The 15,817-nt window shown below is 63.2% G+C and carries 16 protein-coding genes; 10 read left to right on the top strand and 6 right to left on the bottom strand.

Annotated elements, in window-relative coordinates:
- Positions 1-42: 42 nt before the first annotated feature.
- From P3T21_RS28845 to P3T21_RS28855, 3 genes are all read left to right on the top strand, one after another.
- Positions 43-606 carry a c-type cytochrome gene (locus P3T21_RS28845; RefSeq protein WP_429259423.1) on the top strand — a complete coding sequence of 188 codons (564 nt, stop codon included), beginning with the start codon at positions 43-45 and terminating at the stop codon, positions 604-606.
- A gap of 68 nt (positions 607-674) precedes the next feature.
- Complete coding sequence (locus tag P3T21_RS28850; protein WP_429259360.1) at positions 675-1,352, top strand: ankyrin repeat domain-containing protein; 678 nt, start codon at positions 675-677, stop codon at positions 1,350-1,352.
- A gap of 168 nt (positions 1,353-1,520) precedes the next feature.
- The gene (locus tag P3T21_RS28855; protein ID WP_429259361.1) at positions 1,521-2,645 is read left to right on the top strand and encodes a methyltransferase; all 1,125 of its coding nucleotides are present in this window, start codon (positions 1,521-1,523) and stop codon (positions 2,643-2,645) included.
- Between the two features lie 3 nt (positions 2,646-2,648).
- On the opposite strand, the gene P3T21_RS28860 is transcribed toward P3T21_RS28855, so the two are convergent.
- Positions 2,649-3,938, bottom strand: coding sequence for an NAD(P)/FAD-dependent oxidoreductase (locus tag P3T21_RS28860; RefSeq protein WP_429259362.1), 1,290 nt, complete (start codon positions 3,936-3,938; stop codon positions 2,649-2,651).
- 269 nt (positions 3,939-4,207) lie between these two features.
- Between P3T21_RS28860 and P3T21_RS28865 the strand changes: the two genes are divergently transcribed.
- Positions 4,208-4,420: a DUF1059 domain-containing protein gene (locus P3T21_RS28865; RefSeq protein ID WP_429259363.1), complete on the top strand. Its 213-nt coding sequence runs from the start codon at positions 4,208-4,210 to the stop codon at positions 4,418-4,420.
- Between the two features lie 80 nt (positions 4,421-4,500).
- Here P3T21_RS28865 and P3T21_RS28870 read toward each other — a convergent pair whose 3' ends face one another.
- Positions 4,501-4,821 (bottom strand): DNA-binding protein, encoded by a 321-nt coding sequence (locus P3T21_RS28870; RefSeq protein WP_429259364.1) that lies wholly within the window; start codon positions 4,819-4,821, stop codon positions 4,501-4,503.
- Between the two features lie 385 nt (positions 4,822-5,206).
- On the opposite strand from P3T21_RS28870, the gene P3T21_RS28875 reads away from it, so the two are divergent.
- Positions 5,207-6,079: a class I SAM-dependent methyltransferase gene (locus P3T21_RS28875; RefSeq protein WP_429259365.1), complete on the top strand. Its 873-nt coding sequence runs from the start codon at positions 5,207-5,209 to the stop codon at positions 6,077-6,079.
- A gap of 55 nt (positions 6,080-6,134) precedes the next feature.
- On the opposite strand, the gene P3T21_RS28880 is transcribed toward P3T21_RS28875, so the two are convergent.
- Positions 6,135-6,701 carry a DUF1415 domain-containing protein gene (locus P3T21_RS28880; protein WP_429259366.1) on the bottom strand — a complete coding sequence of 189 codons (567 nt, stop codon included), beginning with the start codon at positions 6,699-6,701 and terminating at the stop codon, positions 6,135-6,137.
- A 224-nt stretch (positions 6,702-6,925) separates the two neighbouring features.
- Between P3T21_RS28880 and P3T21_RS28885 the strand changes: the two genes are divergently transcribed.
- Positions 6,926-7,333: a hypothetical protein gene (locus tag P3T21_RS28885; protein ID WP_429259367.1), complete on the top strand. Its 408-nt coding sequence runs from the start codon at positions 6,926-6,928 to the stop codon at positions 7,331-7,333.
- 96 nt (positions 7,334-7,429) lie between these two features.
- Here the strand turns inward: P3T21_RS28885 and P3T21_RS28890 are convergent, their stop codons facing one another.
- The gene (locus tag P3T21_RS28890; protein WP_429259368.1) at positions 7,430-8,074 is read right to left on the bottom strand and encodes a TetR/AcrR family transcriptional regulator; all 645 of its coding nucleotides are present in this window, start codon (positions 8,072-8,074) and stop codon (positions 7,430-7,432) included.
- Between the two features lie 158 nt (positions 8,075-8,232).
- Between P3T21_RS28890 and P3T21_RS28895 the strand changes: the two genes are divergently transcribed.
- Together P3T21_RS28895 and P3T21_RS28900 are read left to right on the top strand one after the other, a co-directional pair.
- A complete protein-coding gene (locus P3T21_RS28895) occupies positions 8,233-9,516 on the top strand; it encodes an MFS transporter (protein ID WP_429259369.1) in 1,284 nt (427 codons plus the stop codon).
- A 229-nt stretch (positions 9,517-9,745) separates the two neighbouring features.
- Complete coding sequence (locus P3T21_RS28900) at positions 9,746-10,339, top strand: nitroreductase family protein (protein WP_429259370.1); 594 nt, start codon at positions 9,746-9,748, stop codon at positions 10,337-10,339.
- 168 nt (positions 10,340-10,507) lie between these two features.
- Here P3T21_RS28900 and P3T21_RS28905 read toward each other — a convergent pair whose 3' ends face one another.
- Positions 10,508-11,971, bottom strand: coding sequence for an MFS transporter (locus P3T21_RS28905; protein WP_429259424.1), 1,464 nt, complete (start codon positions 11,969-11,971; stop codon positions 10,508-10,510).
- A 243-nt stretch (positions 11,972-12,214) separates the two neighbouring features.
- Between P3T21_RS28905 and P3T21_RS28910 the strand changes: the two genes are divergently transcribed.
- On the top strand, positions 12,215-13,465 hold the full coding sequence (locus P3T21_RS28910; RefSeq protein WP_429259371.1) for an Hsp70 family protein: 1,251 nt from the start codon (positions 12,215-12,217) through the stop codon (positions 13,463-13,465).
- Positions 13,466-13,556: 91 nt separating this feature from the next.
- On the opposite strand, the gene P3T21_RS28915 is transcribed toward P3T21_RS28910, so the two are convergent.
- Positions 13,557-13,760 (bottom strand): cold-shock protein, encoded by a 204-nt coding sequence (locus tag P3T21_RS28915; protein WP_090537350.1) that lies wholly within the window; start codon positions 13,758-13,760, stop codon positions 13,557-13,559.
- A gap of 426 nt (positions 13,761-14,186) precedes the next feature.
- Between P3T21_RS28915 and P3T21_RS28920 the strand changes: the two genes are divergently transcribed.
- Entirely contained in the window at positions 14,187-15,779 is a 1,593-nt protein-coding gene (locus P3T21_RS28920) for an APC family permease (RefSeq protein ID WP_429259372.1), read from the top strand.
- Positions 15,780-15,817: the final 38 nt, after the last annotated feature.

Below are 15,817 nucleotides of genomic sequence, written 5' to 3' on the forward strand. Positions count from 1 at the left end.
CGCCCACGCCGCCTGACATGGCGGGCGTGGGCGGCGACGCTGATGTTTTGCGTGAGCGTCGCAAGCCTGCTGCCAGCTGAAGTCGCGCGTGCCGATGCCGAAGCCGGCAAGGCCAGGGCGCAGGTCTGCGCGGCCTGTCATGGCCCGATGGGAAATTCAACGACGTCTGACTATCCGGTTCTCGCTGGCCAGAGCGCGCGCTATACCTATCTCGAACTGCGCGACTTCAAGGAAGGGCGCCGCACCGATCCGCGCATGTCGCCGATGGCGGCAAACCTGTCGCGGGAGGACATGCTCGATCTCGCCGACTATTTCGCCGCGCAGCAGGTTGTAGCGATACCGTACAAGGCTGATCCGGTGCGCGTCGATGCGGGGCGTCGCAAGTCGGCGGAGGTGTTGTGCACGATGTGCCATCTGGGCGGCTTTAGCGGTCAGAATGAGATTCCGCGTGTCGCCGGGCAGCACTACCCGTACATCGTGAAGCAGTTGCAGGACTTCCGCGAACGCAGGCGCACCAACGACGCCGGCAACATGACGAGCCTCACGAAAGGCCTCAGCGACGAGGACATCATGAATCTGGCCGCGTATATCGCGAACCTGCAGTAACTTCGGCGCCGATATGGACAACCGTCGTCGCGCAATCGACGCTACGTCCTTCAAGGGGAGACGTGATCATGAAGAGAACGACGGGCATCCGGGCGGCCGTCGCGATGCTGGCCATCGCATTGAGTGGCGCGCCGTCCTTGAGCGTCGCTGCCGACGACATCAGTCTCAACCAGCAACTGCTGAACGCAGCGAGAAGCGGCGACGTAGCGGGCGTCAATGCTGCGCTGGCCGCAGGCGCGGCGACGGATTCGCGTAATCGCATCGGCGACACGGCGCTGATCACGGCGTGCAAGAAAGGCTCGACCGGGATGGCGCGCACGTTGATCAGCCACGGTGCGAATGTCAGCCAGGCCGACGTGGCGGGCATCACGCCGCTGATGGCCGCCGCTTACGGGGGATCGGACGCCATCGTCAGGATGCTGCTCGAGCACAAGGCGGACATCGAGGTCACCGACCGCGTCGGAAAGACGGCGATGGAATACGCGGCGGGTCAAGGTGCGACGGCCGTGGTGCAGTTGCTGCTGGATGCGGGCGTCGAGGTGAACCGGCTGTACAAGAACGACCTGACCGCGCTGATGTGGGCCGCCGGCTACGATCGCGCGGACACGATCAAGCTGCTGCTCGCGCGTGGCGCCAATCCGGCACTGCGCGACAATCGCGGGATGACGGCACAGGACATCGCCACGCAGACCCACTCGACGCATGCAGCGATGCTGCTGCCCGCGACCCGGGCGAGCGGCTCCTGATACCCGCCCGGCGATCAGGCGATACGCTCAGCGCGATATCCACCGTCGCAGGAAATACAGCAAGACGCGCGCGAAGGTGAGCGGTACTATCGCGCCAAAGCTGGAAGCGGCCGCGCCGCTGCCGGCACAGACCGTTTTTCGGCCGTCCGGAATCTTCCCCGCGTACCCATGACCACCTCCGCCACGATCACCCTTCCCGAAGACGATGGCCCGCGCGCCGTCCTCTGGCGTTCCGAAGCGGCCGTTCCGCCGCCAAAGCGCGTGACCATCGCCGACGATCGCCTCACCGCAGACGCCGCCTACCGTCTCGCCTGCGAAGGCACGGCGCTCTTGTATCGCGGCGACTTCCAGAACGCGCGCCAGTTGCTGCAGGCGATGACGCGGCGCGTCGAACGCAATCCGCGCAAGGAAGCGGCCTCGCTGAAAGACGCGTTCAATTTCCACCGGCAGGCGCAGTCGCAACGCGCGCGCGTTCTCGGCATGGTGCTGATTCCGCTGGAAGGCGACTACACGATTCCGCTGCGTCGCGCGCCGGATGTGCGGGAGGCTTGCATCGAGACGTACGGCCCGGCGACGGACGAACGGTCGGTCGTATCGCTGCGTGAACTGCTCGGGCTGATCGGTGCGCACGAATGGCGCAAAAAGGGCGTCGAGATTCCGGTGCTCGCGGATCGCATCCATCCACACTACGGCGTGTTCTCGCCGGTGCGTGGCGAATACGTGGATCTGGTCGCGCGTACGCCGTTGCCCTCGCTGGAAAAGGCGTTCGATATCGGTACGGGCACGGGCGTACTGGCGGCGGTGCTGGCAAAGCGCGGCGTGAAGAAGATTGTCGCGACCGATCAGGATCCGCGCGCGCTCGCCTGCGCAACCGAAAATTTGACGCGACTGGGCTACAACCGCCAGGTCAAGGTCGTGCAGGCCGATCTGTTTCCTGAAGGCCGCGCACCGCTCGTGATCTGCAATCCGCCGTGGGTGCCGGCGCGGCCCGCGTCGCCGGTCGAACACGCGGTGTTCGATCCCGACAGCCGGATGCTGCTCGGTTTCCTGAACGGCCTCGCGGATCACCTGTCGCCGGGCGGCGAAGGCTGGCTGATCCTGTCGGACTTCGCGGAGCATCTCGGCTTGCGTACGCGCGAAAGTCTGCTTGCCGCGATCGACCGGGCGGGGCTCAAGCTGGTGGGTCGCGAGGACATCAAGCCGCGTCATCCGAAATCGACCGATACGAGCGATCCGCTGCACGCCGCGCGCGTGGCTGAAGTGACTTCGTTGTGGCGGTTGCAGGCGCGCTGAGGTTCAGCGATGCGCCGCCGATGGCGGTTGTGTTGCCAGGGAGCCGACGTAATCGGCGGCGCCTTGCCCTGCGACCAGCCCGCTCGCGAAGCACGCCGTCAGCAGATAACCGCCCGTCGGCGCCTCCCAATCGAGCATTTCGCCCGCACAGAAAGCACCGGGAATCCGCTGCAGCATCAGACGCGCGTCGAGCGTTTCGAACGGGATGCCGCCCGCGCTGCTGATCGCTTCCTCGATTGGCCGCGTGCGCGTGAGGCGCAGCGGCAACGCCTTGATCGCATGGGCGAGATGCTGCGTGTCGGCGAATTCTTCCTTCGACAGGCACTCGCGCAGCAAACCGGCTTTCACGCCCGTGATACCGAGCCGGCCGTGGAGATGCGTCGACATCGAGCGTGATCCGCGCGGCCGTGTGACCTCGTCGACGACACGCAGAGCGGAATGCGCCGGCGCAAGGTCGAGGTGGATCACGACTTCGCCATCGGCCAGCAGCCGGTCCCGGATCACCGACGAAAGGGCGTACACCAGACTTCCCTCGACGCCCGTTTCTGTCGAAATGAACTCACCTTTTCGATAATGGACTTTTTTGTCTACATCGATGACCGAAATGGCGACGGGTTTTACCGGCTGTCCGGCGAAGTGTTCGCGGAAATAGCTGCTCCAACCGGCGTCGAAACCGCAGTTGGCCGGAAGAAGCGGTGCGACGGGCACGTCGCGCGCCTGCATCAGCGGCACCCACGATGCGTCTGATCCGAGCCGTGGCCAGCTGCCGCCGCCGAGCGCGAACACAACGGCGTCGGCCTTCACGTGAAGTTCACCGCTATCGGATGGCGTCGTGAAGCGTAGCGTGTGCTGCCCGCCGACCGCACTCTCCCAGCCGACCCACTTGTGCCGCATGTGAAACCGCACGCCCGCTTCCTTCAATCGATGCAGCCAGGCGCGCAGCATCGGCGCGGCCTTCATGTCGGTCGGGAAGACGCGGCCCGAACTGCCGACGAACGTCTCGATGCCCAGTTCCGTCAGCCACGCGCGCAATGCGTCGGGCCCGAATGCGTCGAGCAGCGGCGCAATCTGCTCGCGACGCGCACCGTACCGTCCGAGGAACGGTGCGAGCGGCTCCGAGTGCGTGATGTTCATGCCGCCCTTGCCGGCCATCAGAAACTTGCGTCCGACCGAAGGCATCGCGTCGTACACATCGACACGCACGCCGCGCCGCGCCAGCGCTTCGGCGGCCATGAGTCCGGCGGGGCCGCCGCCGATGACGGCGACAGAAACGGAATCCTGGGAAAGGGGCATGCAGCGTAGACAGAAGAAGAGGGAAGGGTGAAAAGGGCGCGAGGTCCGCCATTTTCACATCCACAGCAGACGGGAGCAAACGCGCCGGTCACGTTTTGAATTCGCGTCGCGCGAAACCTATACTTTCAGCATCGTTTCCCATTCGATGCGGAGCCGCGCGCGCCGCGTTCATCTTCCCGCTTCCCGCTTCCCGCGTGCCGGGCTGTCCAGTCAGGTCGACCCGCAGACACATCCACGCGTCCCGCCGCTGTTCCTTTGAGGAGACGATCATGACCCGCAAGTACATCGACTGTCGCGAATGTCCGAGCGAAACGAACTGCTCGATCGCGCTATCCGCCGATTCGGAAAGCGAACTGCTCGAGGCCGCCGTGCAGCATGCGGTCGCCGTTCACAAGCACACCGATTCGCCCGAGTTGCGCGCGGAACTGAAGACGATGTTCCATGACGGCACGCCGCCCGTCGAAGGGCCGCGACTGGCGTAGCCACGCCAGTTGATGGCGCGTGAAAAACCGGGCGCGGCGGCTCGCCCTACGCGCCGCCTCCAGCGTCTGCCGGGAACGGCTCAGCCGGGATACTCCTCATCGACCTTCAGACCGGCGAGCTTGAAGATCACCCGCAGCGTCTGCGGTTTGATGTCGCGCCGTGAGGCGAGCGTCGTCATCACGAAGTCGAGCACCTTTGCGTATTTGAGTAGCGTGAGACAGGTTTCCATGTCGACGGCGCCATCACGCATCAGTTCGGCGATCCGCAGCATCTCCACCGAGATGTCGCGCGCCATTTCGAGTTCGATCTGCTGCTTTTCAGTCCACGCGGGCGTGGTGAGAAGCTTCGTCAGCATTTCCTGGAACTTCTGCTCCGCGTTTCCGTTCGGTATCGCGTCCATTGCAGCCTCATTTTCGTCCGAGCGTGCTTCTTGTCCGGTCACACGGCGCGCTGCAGGTTACGTAACGTTCGGCCCCATGTTCCGGGGCCGACCTCCCACACGCTAGCTGGTTCGCTCAGAACAGCTGCTTGTGTTGATGGTTTCTGCCGCGTGCCACAAGTGCGAGCGCGGTTTTGCCGTCCGTTCGCGCATCGCGCAACCGCGCGCGATCTGTCGCTTTCGGCATGAAATGTTCCAGGTGCACAGTGTGTCGCCGGCTGTTTTCTCGCTCTTCGCGCGGACGCACCCGGTTCGAGTCCGCGCTTTTCGGTAAACTGGCAGTATCTTTTCAATCCTTCCGTCATCTGTCGCACGTTCACGGTGCAGTTGGCGCTGCACAAATTCGATGTCGACCCGATCCCCCAAATCCGCGAAGCCGCCGAAAGCGGCTAAAACCCACGATATCCGTCCGAACCAGTCGATCGAGCTGCTGAAGGAACTCCATATCCTCACGCGCGACGGCACAATGAATCAGGACAGCCGCCGCAAGCTGAAGCAGGTCTACCATCTGTTCCAGTTCATCGAGCCGCTGCTGAAAGACCTGAAGGACGCGCAGGGCAGCCTCACGCTCGTCGATCACGGCGCGGGCAAGTCCTATCTAGGTTTTATCCTGTACGACCTGTTTTTCAAGGAGCAGCACGACACGTCGCACATCTACGGCATCGAGACGCGCGAGGATCTCGTCACGAAGTCAGAAGAACTGGCTTCGCGGCTGGGTTTCGAAGGGATGTCGTTCGTGAATCTGTCGGTGGCCGAATCGATCACGTCGGAGCGTCTGCCGGCCACGATCGATATCGTCACCGCGCTTCACGCGTGCAACACCGCCACCGACGACGCGATCCGCTTCGCGCTCGAGAAAAAGGCGAAGTACATCGTCGTCGTGCCGTGCTGCCAGGCGGAAGTGGCGGGCGTGCTGCGCAGCAACAAGAGCCGGTCGCTCGGGCATGCGCTGACGGAAATCTGGCGCCATCCGCTGCATACGCGCGAGTTTGGGAGCCAGATCACGAACGTGCTGCGCTGCCTGCAACTCGAAGCGCATGGCTATCAGGTGAGCGTGACGGAACTTGTCGGCTGGGAGCATTCGATGAAGAACGAACTCATCATCGCCCAGTACAAGGATCTGCCGCGCCGCCGGCCGGCGGAACGGCTTAATGAAGTGATGGAGACGCTTGGTCTCAGCGAACTACACGAACGGTTTTTCGCGCCGGAAGTAGTCTAGCGCTCGCGTCTGGTTTTCGCGTTGAGTGCTCATCTTCCGACGGTGCAGCTTCGCGTCATTCTTTAGCCGGCTCACTCATCCACTTTTGCCAGCCTTCGAGGCCGAGCCGCTGCATCGTTTCCTGATTGCGTTCGTAGATATCGGCGGCGTCGGGGAATGCATCGACGGCGCGCTCGATGCTTGCCTCGCGCAACAGATGCAGGATCGGATACGGCGCGCGGTTCGTGTAGTTCTCGATATCGTCAGGCTCAGTGCCGTCGAATTGATACTGCGGATGAAAGCTCGCGATCTGCAGTTCACCTTCAACGCGCATCTGCTTCAGCATCCGGTCCGCGAAAAACAGGCAGTCGTTGTACTCGAGGAAATCCGTGAGCGCGTTCGGGATGATCAGCAGCGTGGTGTCGATCGCGGCGGGATCAGCGTCGACCAGCGTCTGCAGTTCGGTTTCGAGATCGATCAGCACGCCTTCCCTATCCGTGGCCTCGCTGATCGCGTAGCGGATCTGGTCTTTCACATGCACGCTCTTTGCGAACGGGCACAGGTTCAGTCCGATGACCGCGCGCGTCAGCCAGTGACGGGTGGCGGAAAGGATCGTTTCGCGGGTTTCGGCGGACAGCGGCATGGCGGGAGAACAACGTGGAAAGCCGTATTTTAGCGGCCTTGCCGGCGGCGCTCATGCACGGCGTTGCAACGCTGAATCGTTTTGTCGCGGATCGCACGTAGTTTCGCGCCCGACGGCGAATCGATCGCGCTGCAAGCCCCGACGCTTATGCCCCGGAATGTCTCTTGCAGGCGATGTTGCGGATCGGCCAGTCCGTTCCGATCATTCTCCCGTGGAGACCGCTCATGAAAACCCGTCACGCTGTTCCGGTCATCGTTGCGCTCTCGTGCGTCTGGACATGTGCGCGTGCTGAGGATCCGCAAAAGCTGTCGAAAGAAGAACTGCAGCAGGTCATTCCCGGCTCGAAGGTGAACAGCACCAGTCCGCGAGGTTTTGCGCATCGCTGGACCAACGATGCGTCAGGCGAATTCACCGCCAACTGGGAAACGCCGCCCGGACAACGGCCGTTTTCCGGCAATGCGCCCGGCAAGTGGATGATCACCGACGACGGCAGGTACTGCGTTGAGATCGAATGGCCGAAGCTGCAGCAGGAAAAATGGTGCGCGGCCGTCCAGAAAACCGGTGAAGGAAAGTTCGCGCTGGTGACAGAAGGTGCCCGCGGGATTCCGCCGCAGCTGGAGATATCGAAGTAGCCTGGGTTGCGGCGACGCGTCGGCCGGATTGCTGCTAGCGACGTACGAAGCGTTCTGCGGGACGCGCGAGCGACGACCGGCGCGTGCCTTCTGATGTCAGGTCGCGCCCTGCGGCGCGCCTGCGCACGCCCCCGCGATCAACTGCGCCGCGACGCGCGGCGCAGCGAGAATCGGTCCGCAGCCGGGACCGTATGTCTGGCTCGCCGCATAGACACCTTCGATCAGCAGGCCGAGCGCATTGGCGAGTGCCTCGGGATCGTCCGCGCCCGCTTCGGTGGCGAGCGACAGGATCCGCGCCATCAACCGCGCCTTGTTGCCGACGACAAACTGGCGCGCCGGATGCATCACATCGGGAAACTCGACGGCCACGTTCACAAACGGACAGCCCCGATAGTCATCCACCGAAGCGCGCACGGCCAGATCGTCGAAATACTGCTGAAGCTGCTTTACCGGCTCGCCAGGATGCATCGCGAAGCTCTTTTCGACGTAGCCGAAAAACTGCGCATCCTTACGTTCCAGATAAGCGATGACAAGATCGTCTTTTGACGAGAACTGCCGGTACAGGCTCATCTTGTTGACACCCGCCCGCTCGACGACCGTGTCGACGCCGACCGCCCGCACGCCATCGCGATAGAACAGTTCGTCCGCAGCCCGGATCAGTTGCGCCTGCGCGTCGGGACCGGCCGTCTGCGTGCGTGTGCGACGCGTCGCCGTCCGTTTTTCCGTTTCGCTCTGTGCCATGGTCGTACCACCTTCGGATGCTGACGCTTGACATGTTACCGACCAGTAACTAATATCGCAACACGCATTGTGACAGATCTGTCACAAGTCTCTTGCTGAAGTGGTAACAATTCGCGATAGCAACGAAAAGCGGCGCCATGCGCCGGCTGGAGAAACCGATGAACTGGGCTGCAAGACTGATTGGCGGGCGCTTCCACTATGGATGGCTGACCGTGGCGGTGGTGTTTCTGGTGTTGCTCGCCGCGGCTGGCACGCGGGCGACGCCCAGCGTCATGATGCTGCCGCTCGAGCATCAATTCGGATGGAGCCGCGCGACGATTTCGCTCGCGATCTCTGTGAACATCGCGCTGTACGGCTTGATGGGGCCGTTTGCGGCTGCGGCCATGCAGCGATTTGGCGTCCGTCCGACACTGCTCGTCGCGCTGGCGACACTGGCTTCGGGTGTCGCGCTGTCGTCGCTGATGACGCAGCCGTGGCAGATGATCCTGATCTGGGGCGTGATGGTCGGCGGGTCGACGGGCGTGGCGGCGCTTTCGCTGTCGGCCACCGTGGTGACGCGCTGGTTCACCACGCACCGCGGCCTCGTAATGGGCATCCTGACCGCCAGTTCGGCGACCGGCCAGCTCGTGTTCCTGCCGCTGCTGGCCGCGATCGCGCAGCATCATGGCTGGCGTCCCGTGGTGTGGGTGGTCGCGGGCGCTGCGGCGATCGTGTTGCCGCTGGTCGCGTTCCTGCTGCCGGAACGTCCCGCCGACATGGCGTTGCGTCCGTACGGTGAACCTGCCGACGCGCCCGTTTCGTCGAATGTCACGAAGCAGAATCCGCTGGCGATCGCTTTCGGCACGTTGGCCATGGCGAGCAAAACGCGCGATTTCTGGCTGCTGTTCTTCAGCTTCTTTATCTGCGGCGCAAGCACGAACGGTTACGTCGGCACCCACCTGATCGCGATGTGTGGCGACTACGGTATGACCGAAGTGCAGGGCGCATCGCTGCTCGCCGCGATGGGCATCTTCGATCTGTTCGGCACGACCTTGTCCGGATGGCTGTCGGATCGCTTCAACAGCCGCGTGTTGCTGTTCTGGTATTACGGGCTGCGCGGGCTGTCGCTGATGTATCTGCCGCATGCGTTCGGCATCGACTTCTTCGGCTTGCCGCTGTTCGCGGTGTTCTACGGGCTCGACTGGATCGCCACGGTTCCGCCGACCGTGCGTCTTGCCACCGATGTCTACGGCAAGGAATCGGCACCGGTGGTGTTCGGCTGGGTGGTCGCGGGTCACCAGCTCGGCGCGGCGTTCGCAGCCCTCGGCGCCGGTATGCTGCGCGCAAGCCTCGGCACCTATACGGTGGCATCGATGATCTCCGGCTGCCTGTGCCTCGTCGCCGCCGTGATCGTGCTGCGGATCAATCGCGGTGAGCGGACGGTCGCCGCGCAGGTGGCGTGACGTCGGCGTAACGGCAGCCGATCACAACGGGTCGTGCGCGCTGAACCGGCCGCCGGCCCCCGATCGGTAACACCCAGGAAAAGAACGGAGCGGTCTTCATACCGCTCCGTTTTTTGCGGTGACGTTATCGCGCTTATGTGCGCCGGGACCCGGCGTCAGGCGTAAAGGCCGGTTATGCTATGTGGCCCGGGCGTCCGCCCGTCGACCGGATTTCGACCGAGAGAAGCGCATGATCACAAAACCCGCTCCAACTACCGTTCCCATCCACGAACTTCTTGCTAGCCGCTGGAGCCCGCGCGCGTATTCGAGCGAACCGGTGAGCCGCGATCAGTTGCATTCGGTACTCGAGGCGGCGCGCTGGGCGCCTTCGTCGTATAACGCGCAGCCGTGGCGCTTCGTCGTGTTCGACCGCACCACCGACGAAGTCGCGTTCAAGCGCGCCTTCGCGACACTGGTGCCGTTCAACCAGGGCTGGAATGCGCCGGCGCCGGTACTGATCGCCGTGACGACGCAGACGTTGACGAACAAGGGTGAAGTCAACCGCTGCGCTCCGTACGACGCGGGCGCGGCAGCGATGGCGCTGGTCCTGCAGGCGCACGCGCTCGGCCTCGCCGCGCACCAGATGAGCGGCTTCGACGTCCCTGCGTTCCGAAGCGCGTTTGCGATTCCCAGAGACGTCGAAGTGATCGCGATGATTTCGATCGGCCATTACGGCGATGTCGACAAGCTGGATCCGGTGTTGCGCGAGCGCGAGAAGTCGGTGCGTCAGCGCCAGCCGCTGGGCGAGATTGCCTTCGGCGGCGCGTGGAAGAAGGCGTTCTGATTCTGGCTGTGGCCTTCGCTGGCGATTGTGGACCGGCGGATAGAAAAACGCGCGGCATCGACCGCGCGTTTTTTTGCGTCTTACGTTCCCGCGCCGGTCTTGCGCGTTTCGATGCGCCACGGGTCTACGTCGTTCGCCTGCGTCGACGGTTTGCCTCAGCCATTCGGCTCAATCGTCCGCACTGACCGCCGAAAGCGGCGACGCCACGCTTTCGAGCGGCTTCCGCTCCGCGTCGATGCCCCAGATGGCCGCGATGACTGCCGCCGCCACCATCAGCCCCGCGCCGACCAGATATCCCGTGAACACCTGACCGCGCTCGTGCGTATCGATCAGACGGCCAAAGAACGCCGGCCCGGCGACGCCGCCTAACGCGGTTCCGAACGCGTAAAACACGGCGATCGCGAGCGCCCGGATTTCGAGCGGAAAGGATTCGCTGACGGTCAGATACGCCGAACTCGCCGCCGCCGATGCAAAGAAAAAGATCACCATCCAGGCGATCGTCTGCATCTCCACGGTGAGCACCTGCTGCTGGAAGAGATAGCCGCTGATCGCGAGCAGGATGCCGGAAATCGCATACGTCGACGCAATCATCTTGCGACGGCCAACCACATCGAAGAGCCGGCCGAGCAGCAGCGGCCCGAGAAAATTGCCGAGCGCGAAGGGCAGCAGATACCAGCCGATGTGGTCGCCCGGCACGCCGTAGAAGTCAGTCAGCACGAGCGCGTAGGTGAAGAAAATCGCGTTGTAGCAGAACGCCTGCGCGGTCATCAGCGACAGCCCGACCAGCGCGCGTCGCCGATGCAGCATAAATAGCGTGTGAAATACCTCGCGCAGCGTCGTCCGTTCGCGCGAACGCAGGCGCAGCGGCTGCAGGCTGTCGTTTGCGAGCGTGTGCCCATCACCATGAAAACGCGCTTCGATGCCTTCGACGATTGTCCGCGCCTCGTCGTGCTGGCCATGCGTCAGCAGCCAGCGCGGGCTTTCCGGAATCCACGCGCGCATCGGCAGGATTACGAGCGCGAGCGCGGCGCCGATGAAAAAGCACGCGCGCCAGCCCCAGTCGGCGGGCAGCAGGCTGTTGTCGAGCAGCACCAGCGAGCCGGCCGCGCCGAGCGCCGCGCCGACCCAGAATGTGCCGTTGATGCCGAGATCGGTCCAGCCGCGTACGCGCGCAGGCGTGAACTCCTGAATCGTCGAATTGATCGCCGTGTATTCGCCGCCGATGCCCGCGCCGGTCAGGAATCGGAACACAATGAAGCTCGCCAGATTCCATGAGAGCGAGGTCGCCGCAGTGGCCGCCAGATAGAGAGCGAGGGTGATGAAAAACAGCTTGCGGCGCCCGAGACGATCGGTGAGCCAGCCGAAACCGAGCGCGCCGAGGACCGCACCCGCGATGTACGCGCTGCCGGTAAGGCCGACGTCGGCGTTGGAAAAATGCAGCGTCGGGCTCGATTTCAGCGCGCTCGCGACGGCGCCGGCCAGCGTCACTTCGAGCCCGTCCAGCAGCCAGGTGACGCCGAGCGCGAAAACGATCAACGTGTGGAAGCGGCCCCACGGCAGACGGTCGAGCCGGGACGGCAGGTCGGTTTCGATGATGGCCGGCCGGGCGGCGCGAGATGCCCCGGCGGGCATCGGGCCACCTGGCGTGGCGGGCCGTTCATGCGTCGAGGCGGCGGACGGCTCGGTCATTCCTCAAGTTCTCCGGAAAATTGACGACATATCCTGCTTGACTGGAGACATTAGCAGGCACACTGCGTGAGCAAATTCCATACCGTGAGATGGCGCGTCGGGCCGGTTGATACTGGCCGCGCTTCGTGATACAAAGCCCGTCCATTTCCGTCTTTCCGTCCGCGCCAACCGTGAGCGATTCCTGCCATGACCTACTGCGCGATTGACTTCGGCACCTCGAACTCGGCCGTTGCGCTGCCTGACGGCGCAACGCTGCGCCTCGCGCCGGTCGAAGGCGACTACACCACGCTGCCGACCGCCGTCTTCTTCAACACCGACGAGAACACCCGCGAATTCGGCCGCGCGGCGCTCGAAGCGTACATTGACGGCTTCGACGGCCGGCTGATGCGCTCGATGAAGAGTATTCTCGGCTCTGCGCTCGCCGATACGACCACCGATCTCGGCGACGGCTCTGCGATCCGCTACACCGACGTGATCGGGATCTTCCTCGATAACCTGAAACGCAAGGCCGAGAAGGTCGCGGGCGCGTCGATCGATCGCGCGGTGCTCGGCCGGCCGGTCTTTTTCGTCGACGACGACCCGCGTGCCGACCAGCTTGCGCAGCAGCAGCTGGAAGCGGCGGCGCGCTCGGTCGGCCTGCGGGAGATTCACTTCCAGTATGAGCCGATCGCGGCCGCCTTCGACTACGAATCGCATCTAACCCAGGAGGGCCTCGTGCTGGTTGCCGACATCGGCGGCGGCACGTCGGACTTCTCGCTGGTGCGGGTGGGGCCGGAACGGATGCAGCGCATCGAGCGCAAGGACGACGTCCTCGCGCATCACGGCGTGCACGTCGCCGGAACGGACTTCGACCGGCGCGTCGAACTGGCGACGATCCTGCGCGAACTCGGCTATCAGTCGCTCGACCCGGAAGGGCGCGAGTTGCCGAACCGCGTCTATTTCGATCTCGCGACATGGCATCTGATCAACACGGTGTACTCGCCAAAACGTGTCAGCGAACTCGGTCTGATGCGGCACCTTTATACGGAAACCCGGCAGCACGACCGGCTGATGCGGGTCGTCGAGCGCCGTCTGGGTCATGCGCTCGCGGCACACGCTGAAGAAGCGAAGATCGGCGTGGCGGCGGGCGGCGAGACGGTGATCGATCTGGAAGAGGTGGAAGACGATCTGCGTCTTGCCTTCGACGAAGCGCAACTCGTGCAGGCCGGCAACGACGACATGCAGCGCATCGTTCAGGCGGCGCGCGACACGGTACAGGCCGCCGGCGTTGCGACGCGCGACGTGACGGCTGTCTATTTCACGGGTGGCTCCACGGGCCTTGCGTTTCTGTCGAACGCGCTGGCGGCGGCATTTCCCGCCGCGGAAGCTGTATTCGGCGACCGCCTCGCCAGCGTGGCGACGGGTCTCGGGATTCACGCACGACGCGTATTCCGATAATCGATGACCCGACTCGCCTGCGCATTAAATCGCAGGCATAAAAAAACCCCGCCGAGGCGGGGTTTTTTGCGTCCAGAAGGAAGCGTGTTGCTTACACCGGCTTGATGTTAGCAGCTTGCTTGCCCTTCGGGCCCGTCTTAACTTCAAACGTAACCTTTTGGTTTTCTTGCAGCGACTTGAAGCCTTCTGCGCGGATTTCCGAGAAATGCGCGAACAGATCTTCGCCGCCGCCGTCCGGCGTGATGAAGCCAAAGCCCTTTGCGTCATTGAACCACTTGACGGTACCGGTTTCCATATTACTTGTTCCTAAAGATGGTGAATAAGGCCGAAGCCCGGGTGTGCATGAAAATCAAGGAAGGGGCAATGGGACCAACCGGAGTACCGTTGATGGGCGAACTACGAAAGACCTTCACTCGCCGCTTGAAATCCTGCCCGAACGTTATACGGCGATTTCATAGGAAGGTCAACCCAATTCCCCCAAACTTTACAGTTTTTTCAGATTGGTCCGCTTGTTGCCCGCAGATTCTGCTGTTTGCGTTGATGTTTGTCGGGGACAGAACAGCCGATGCTGCATTGAGCGGGTGCAACCGGTAAACTACGCGCCCGCGTAGAGGTTGCACCTTTCAGTTGGTCAGCCGTACTGCGCGTGCGTGATGAAGCGTGGTTTCAGGCGTTAGCCTCGCCACACAGGGCTTCGCATGCTTTCGATACAGGAGAAGACGTGAAAAGTTCTATTCAGAGGAACATCGGGCCGGTCGCGCTGTTGCTGACGGGCCTTGGATCCATCATCGGATCGGGCTGGCTGTTCGGCGCGTGGAAGGCGGCAAAAATTGCAGGCCCGGCGGCAATATGTGCATGGGTCATCGGCGCTGTCGTGATTCTGGCCATAGCGCTGACCTACGCGGAGCTGGGCGCGATGTTCCCGGAATCGGGCGGGATGGTGCGATATGCGCGCTACTCGCACGGCGCGCTTGTCGGCTTTATCAGCGCGTGGGCGAACTGGATTGCGATTGTCTCGGTGATTCCGATCGAAGCGGAGGCGTCGATCCAGTACATGAGCACCTGGCCCTATGACTGGGCGCACGCGCTCTTCGTTGACGGCTCGCTCACTGCACCAGGTTTATTGCTCTCGGCGGCGCTGGTGGTCGTGTATTTCCTGCTGAATTACTGGGGCGTGAAACTCTTCGCGCAGGCCAACTCGGCGATCACGGTCTTCAAGTTCATCATTCCCGGCGCGACGATTCTCGGCCTGATGCTGAGCGGCTTCCATAAGGAAAACTTCGGCGACGCGGGCTCGTTCGCGCCATACGGCTGGTCGGCGGTGCTGACGGCTGTCGCGACGAGCGGCATCGTGTTCGCGTTCAACGGTTTCCAGAGCCCGATCAACCTCGCCGGCGAAGCACGCAATCCGTCGAAGAGCGTGCCGTTTGCGGTGATCGGCTCAATCCTGCTGGCGCTTGTGATCTACGTGCTGCTGCAGGTCGCCTACATTGGCGCGGTGAATCCGTCCGATGTGGTCAAGGGCTGGAGCCACTTCAATTTCGCGTCGCCGTTCGCTGAACTGGCCCTCGCGCTGAACCTGAACTGGCTCGCGTTCCTGCTGTACGTCGACGCGTTCGTGAGCCCGAGCGGCACCGGCACGACCTACATGGCGACCACGACGCGCATGATCTACGCAATGGAGCGAAACAACACGATGCCGAAGATCTTCGGCAACGTGCATCCGCTTTATGGCGTGCCGCGTCAGGCGATGTGGTTCAATCTGCTGGTTTCGTTCATCTTCCTGTTCTTTTTCCGCGGTTGGAGCTCGCTCGCGGCAGTGATCTCGGTCGCGACGGTGATTTCCTATCTGACGGGGCCGATCAGTCTGATGTCGCTGCGCCGCGCCGCGCCGGATCTTGAGCGGCCGCTGCATATCCGGGGCATGTCGGTGATCGCGCCGTTCGCGTTCGTGTGCGCGTCGCTGATTCTATACTGGGCGAAATGGCCACTGACGGGCGAAATCATCCTGCTGATGATCGTCGCGCTGCCGGTCTATTTCTATTTCCAGGCGAAGTCGGGTTTCGGCGGCTGGGGACGCGATCTGAAGGCCGCATGGTGGCTGGTCGCCTATCTGCCGATCATGGCGCTGCTTTCGCTGATCGGCAGCAAGCAGTTCGGCGGCCTCGGGATCCTGCCGTACGGCTGGGACATGCTGGTGGTGATCGCATTCTCGCTGGTCTTCTACTACTGGGGCGTGCACACCGGTTATCGCACCGAATATCTCGACGAGCGTGAATCGCGCGACGAGATTCTCGAAGGAGTCGGCGCGTAACGCGGTCTTCGTTTCGACCACGGCACCGGGCGTACGAT

It is taken from the genome of Paraburkholderia sp. GAS334 (genome assembly GCF_050436625.1).
Classification (GTDB): domain Bacteria; phylum Pseudomonadota; class Gammaproteobacteria; order Burkholderiales; family Burkholderiaceae; genus Paraburkholderia.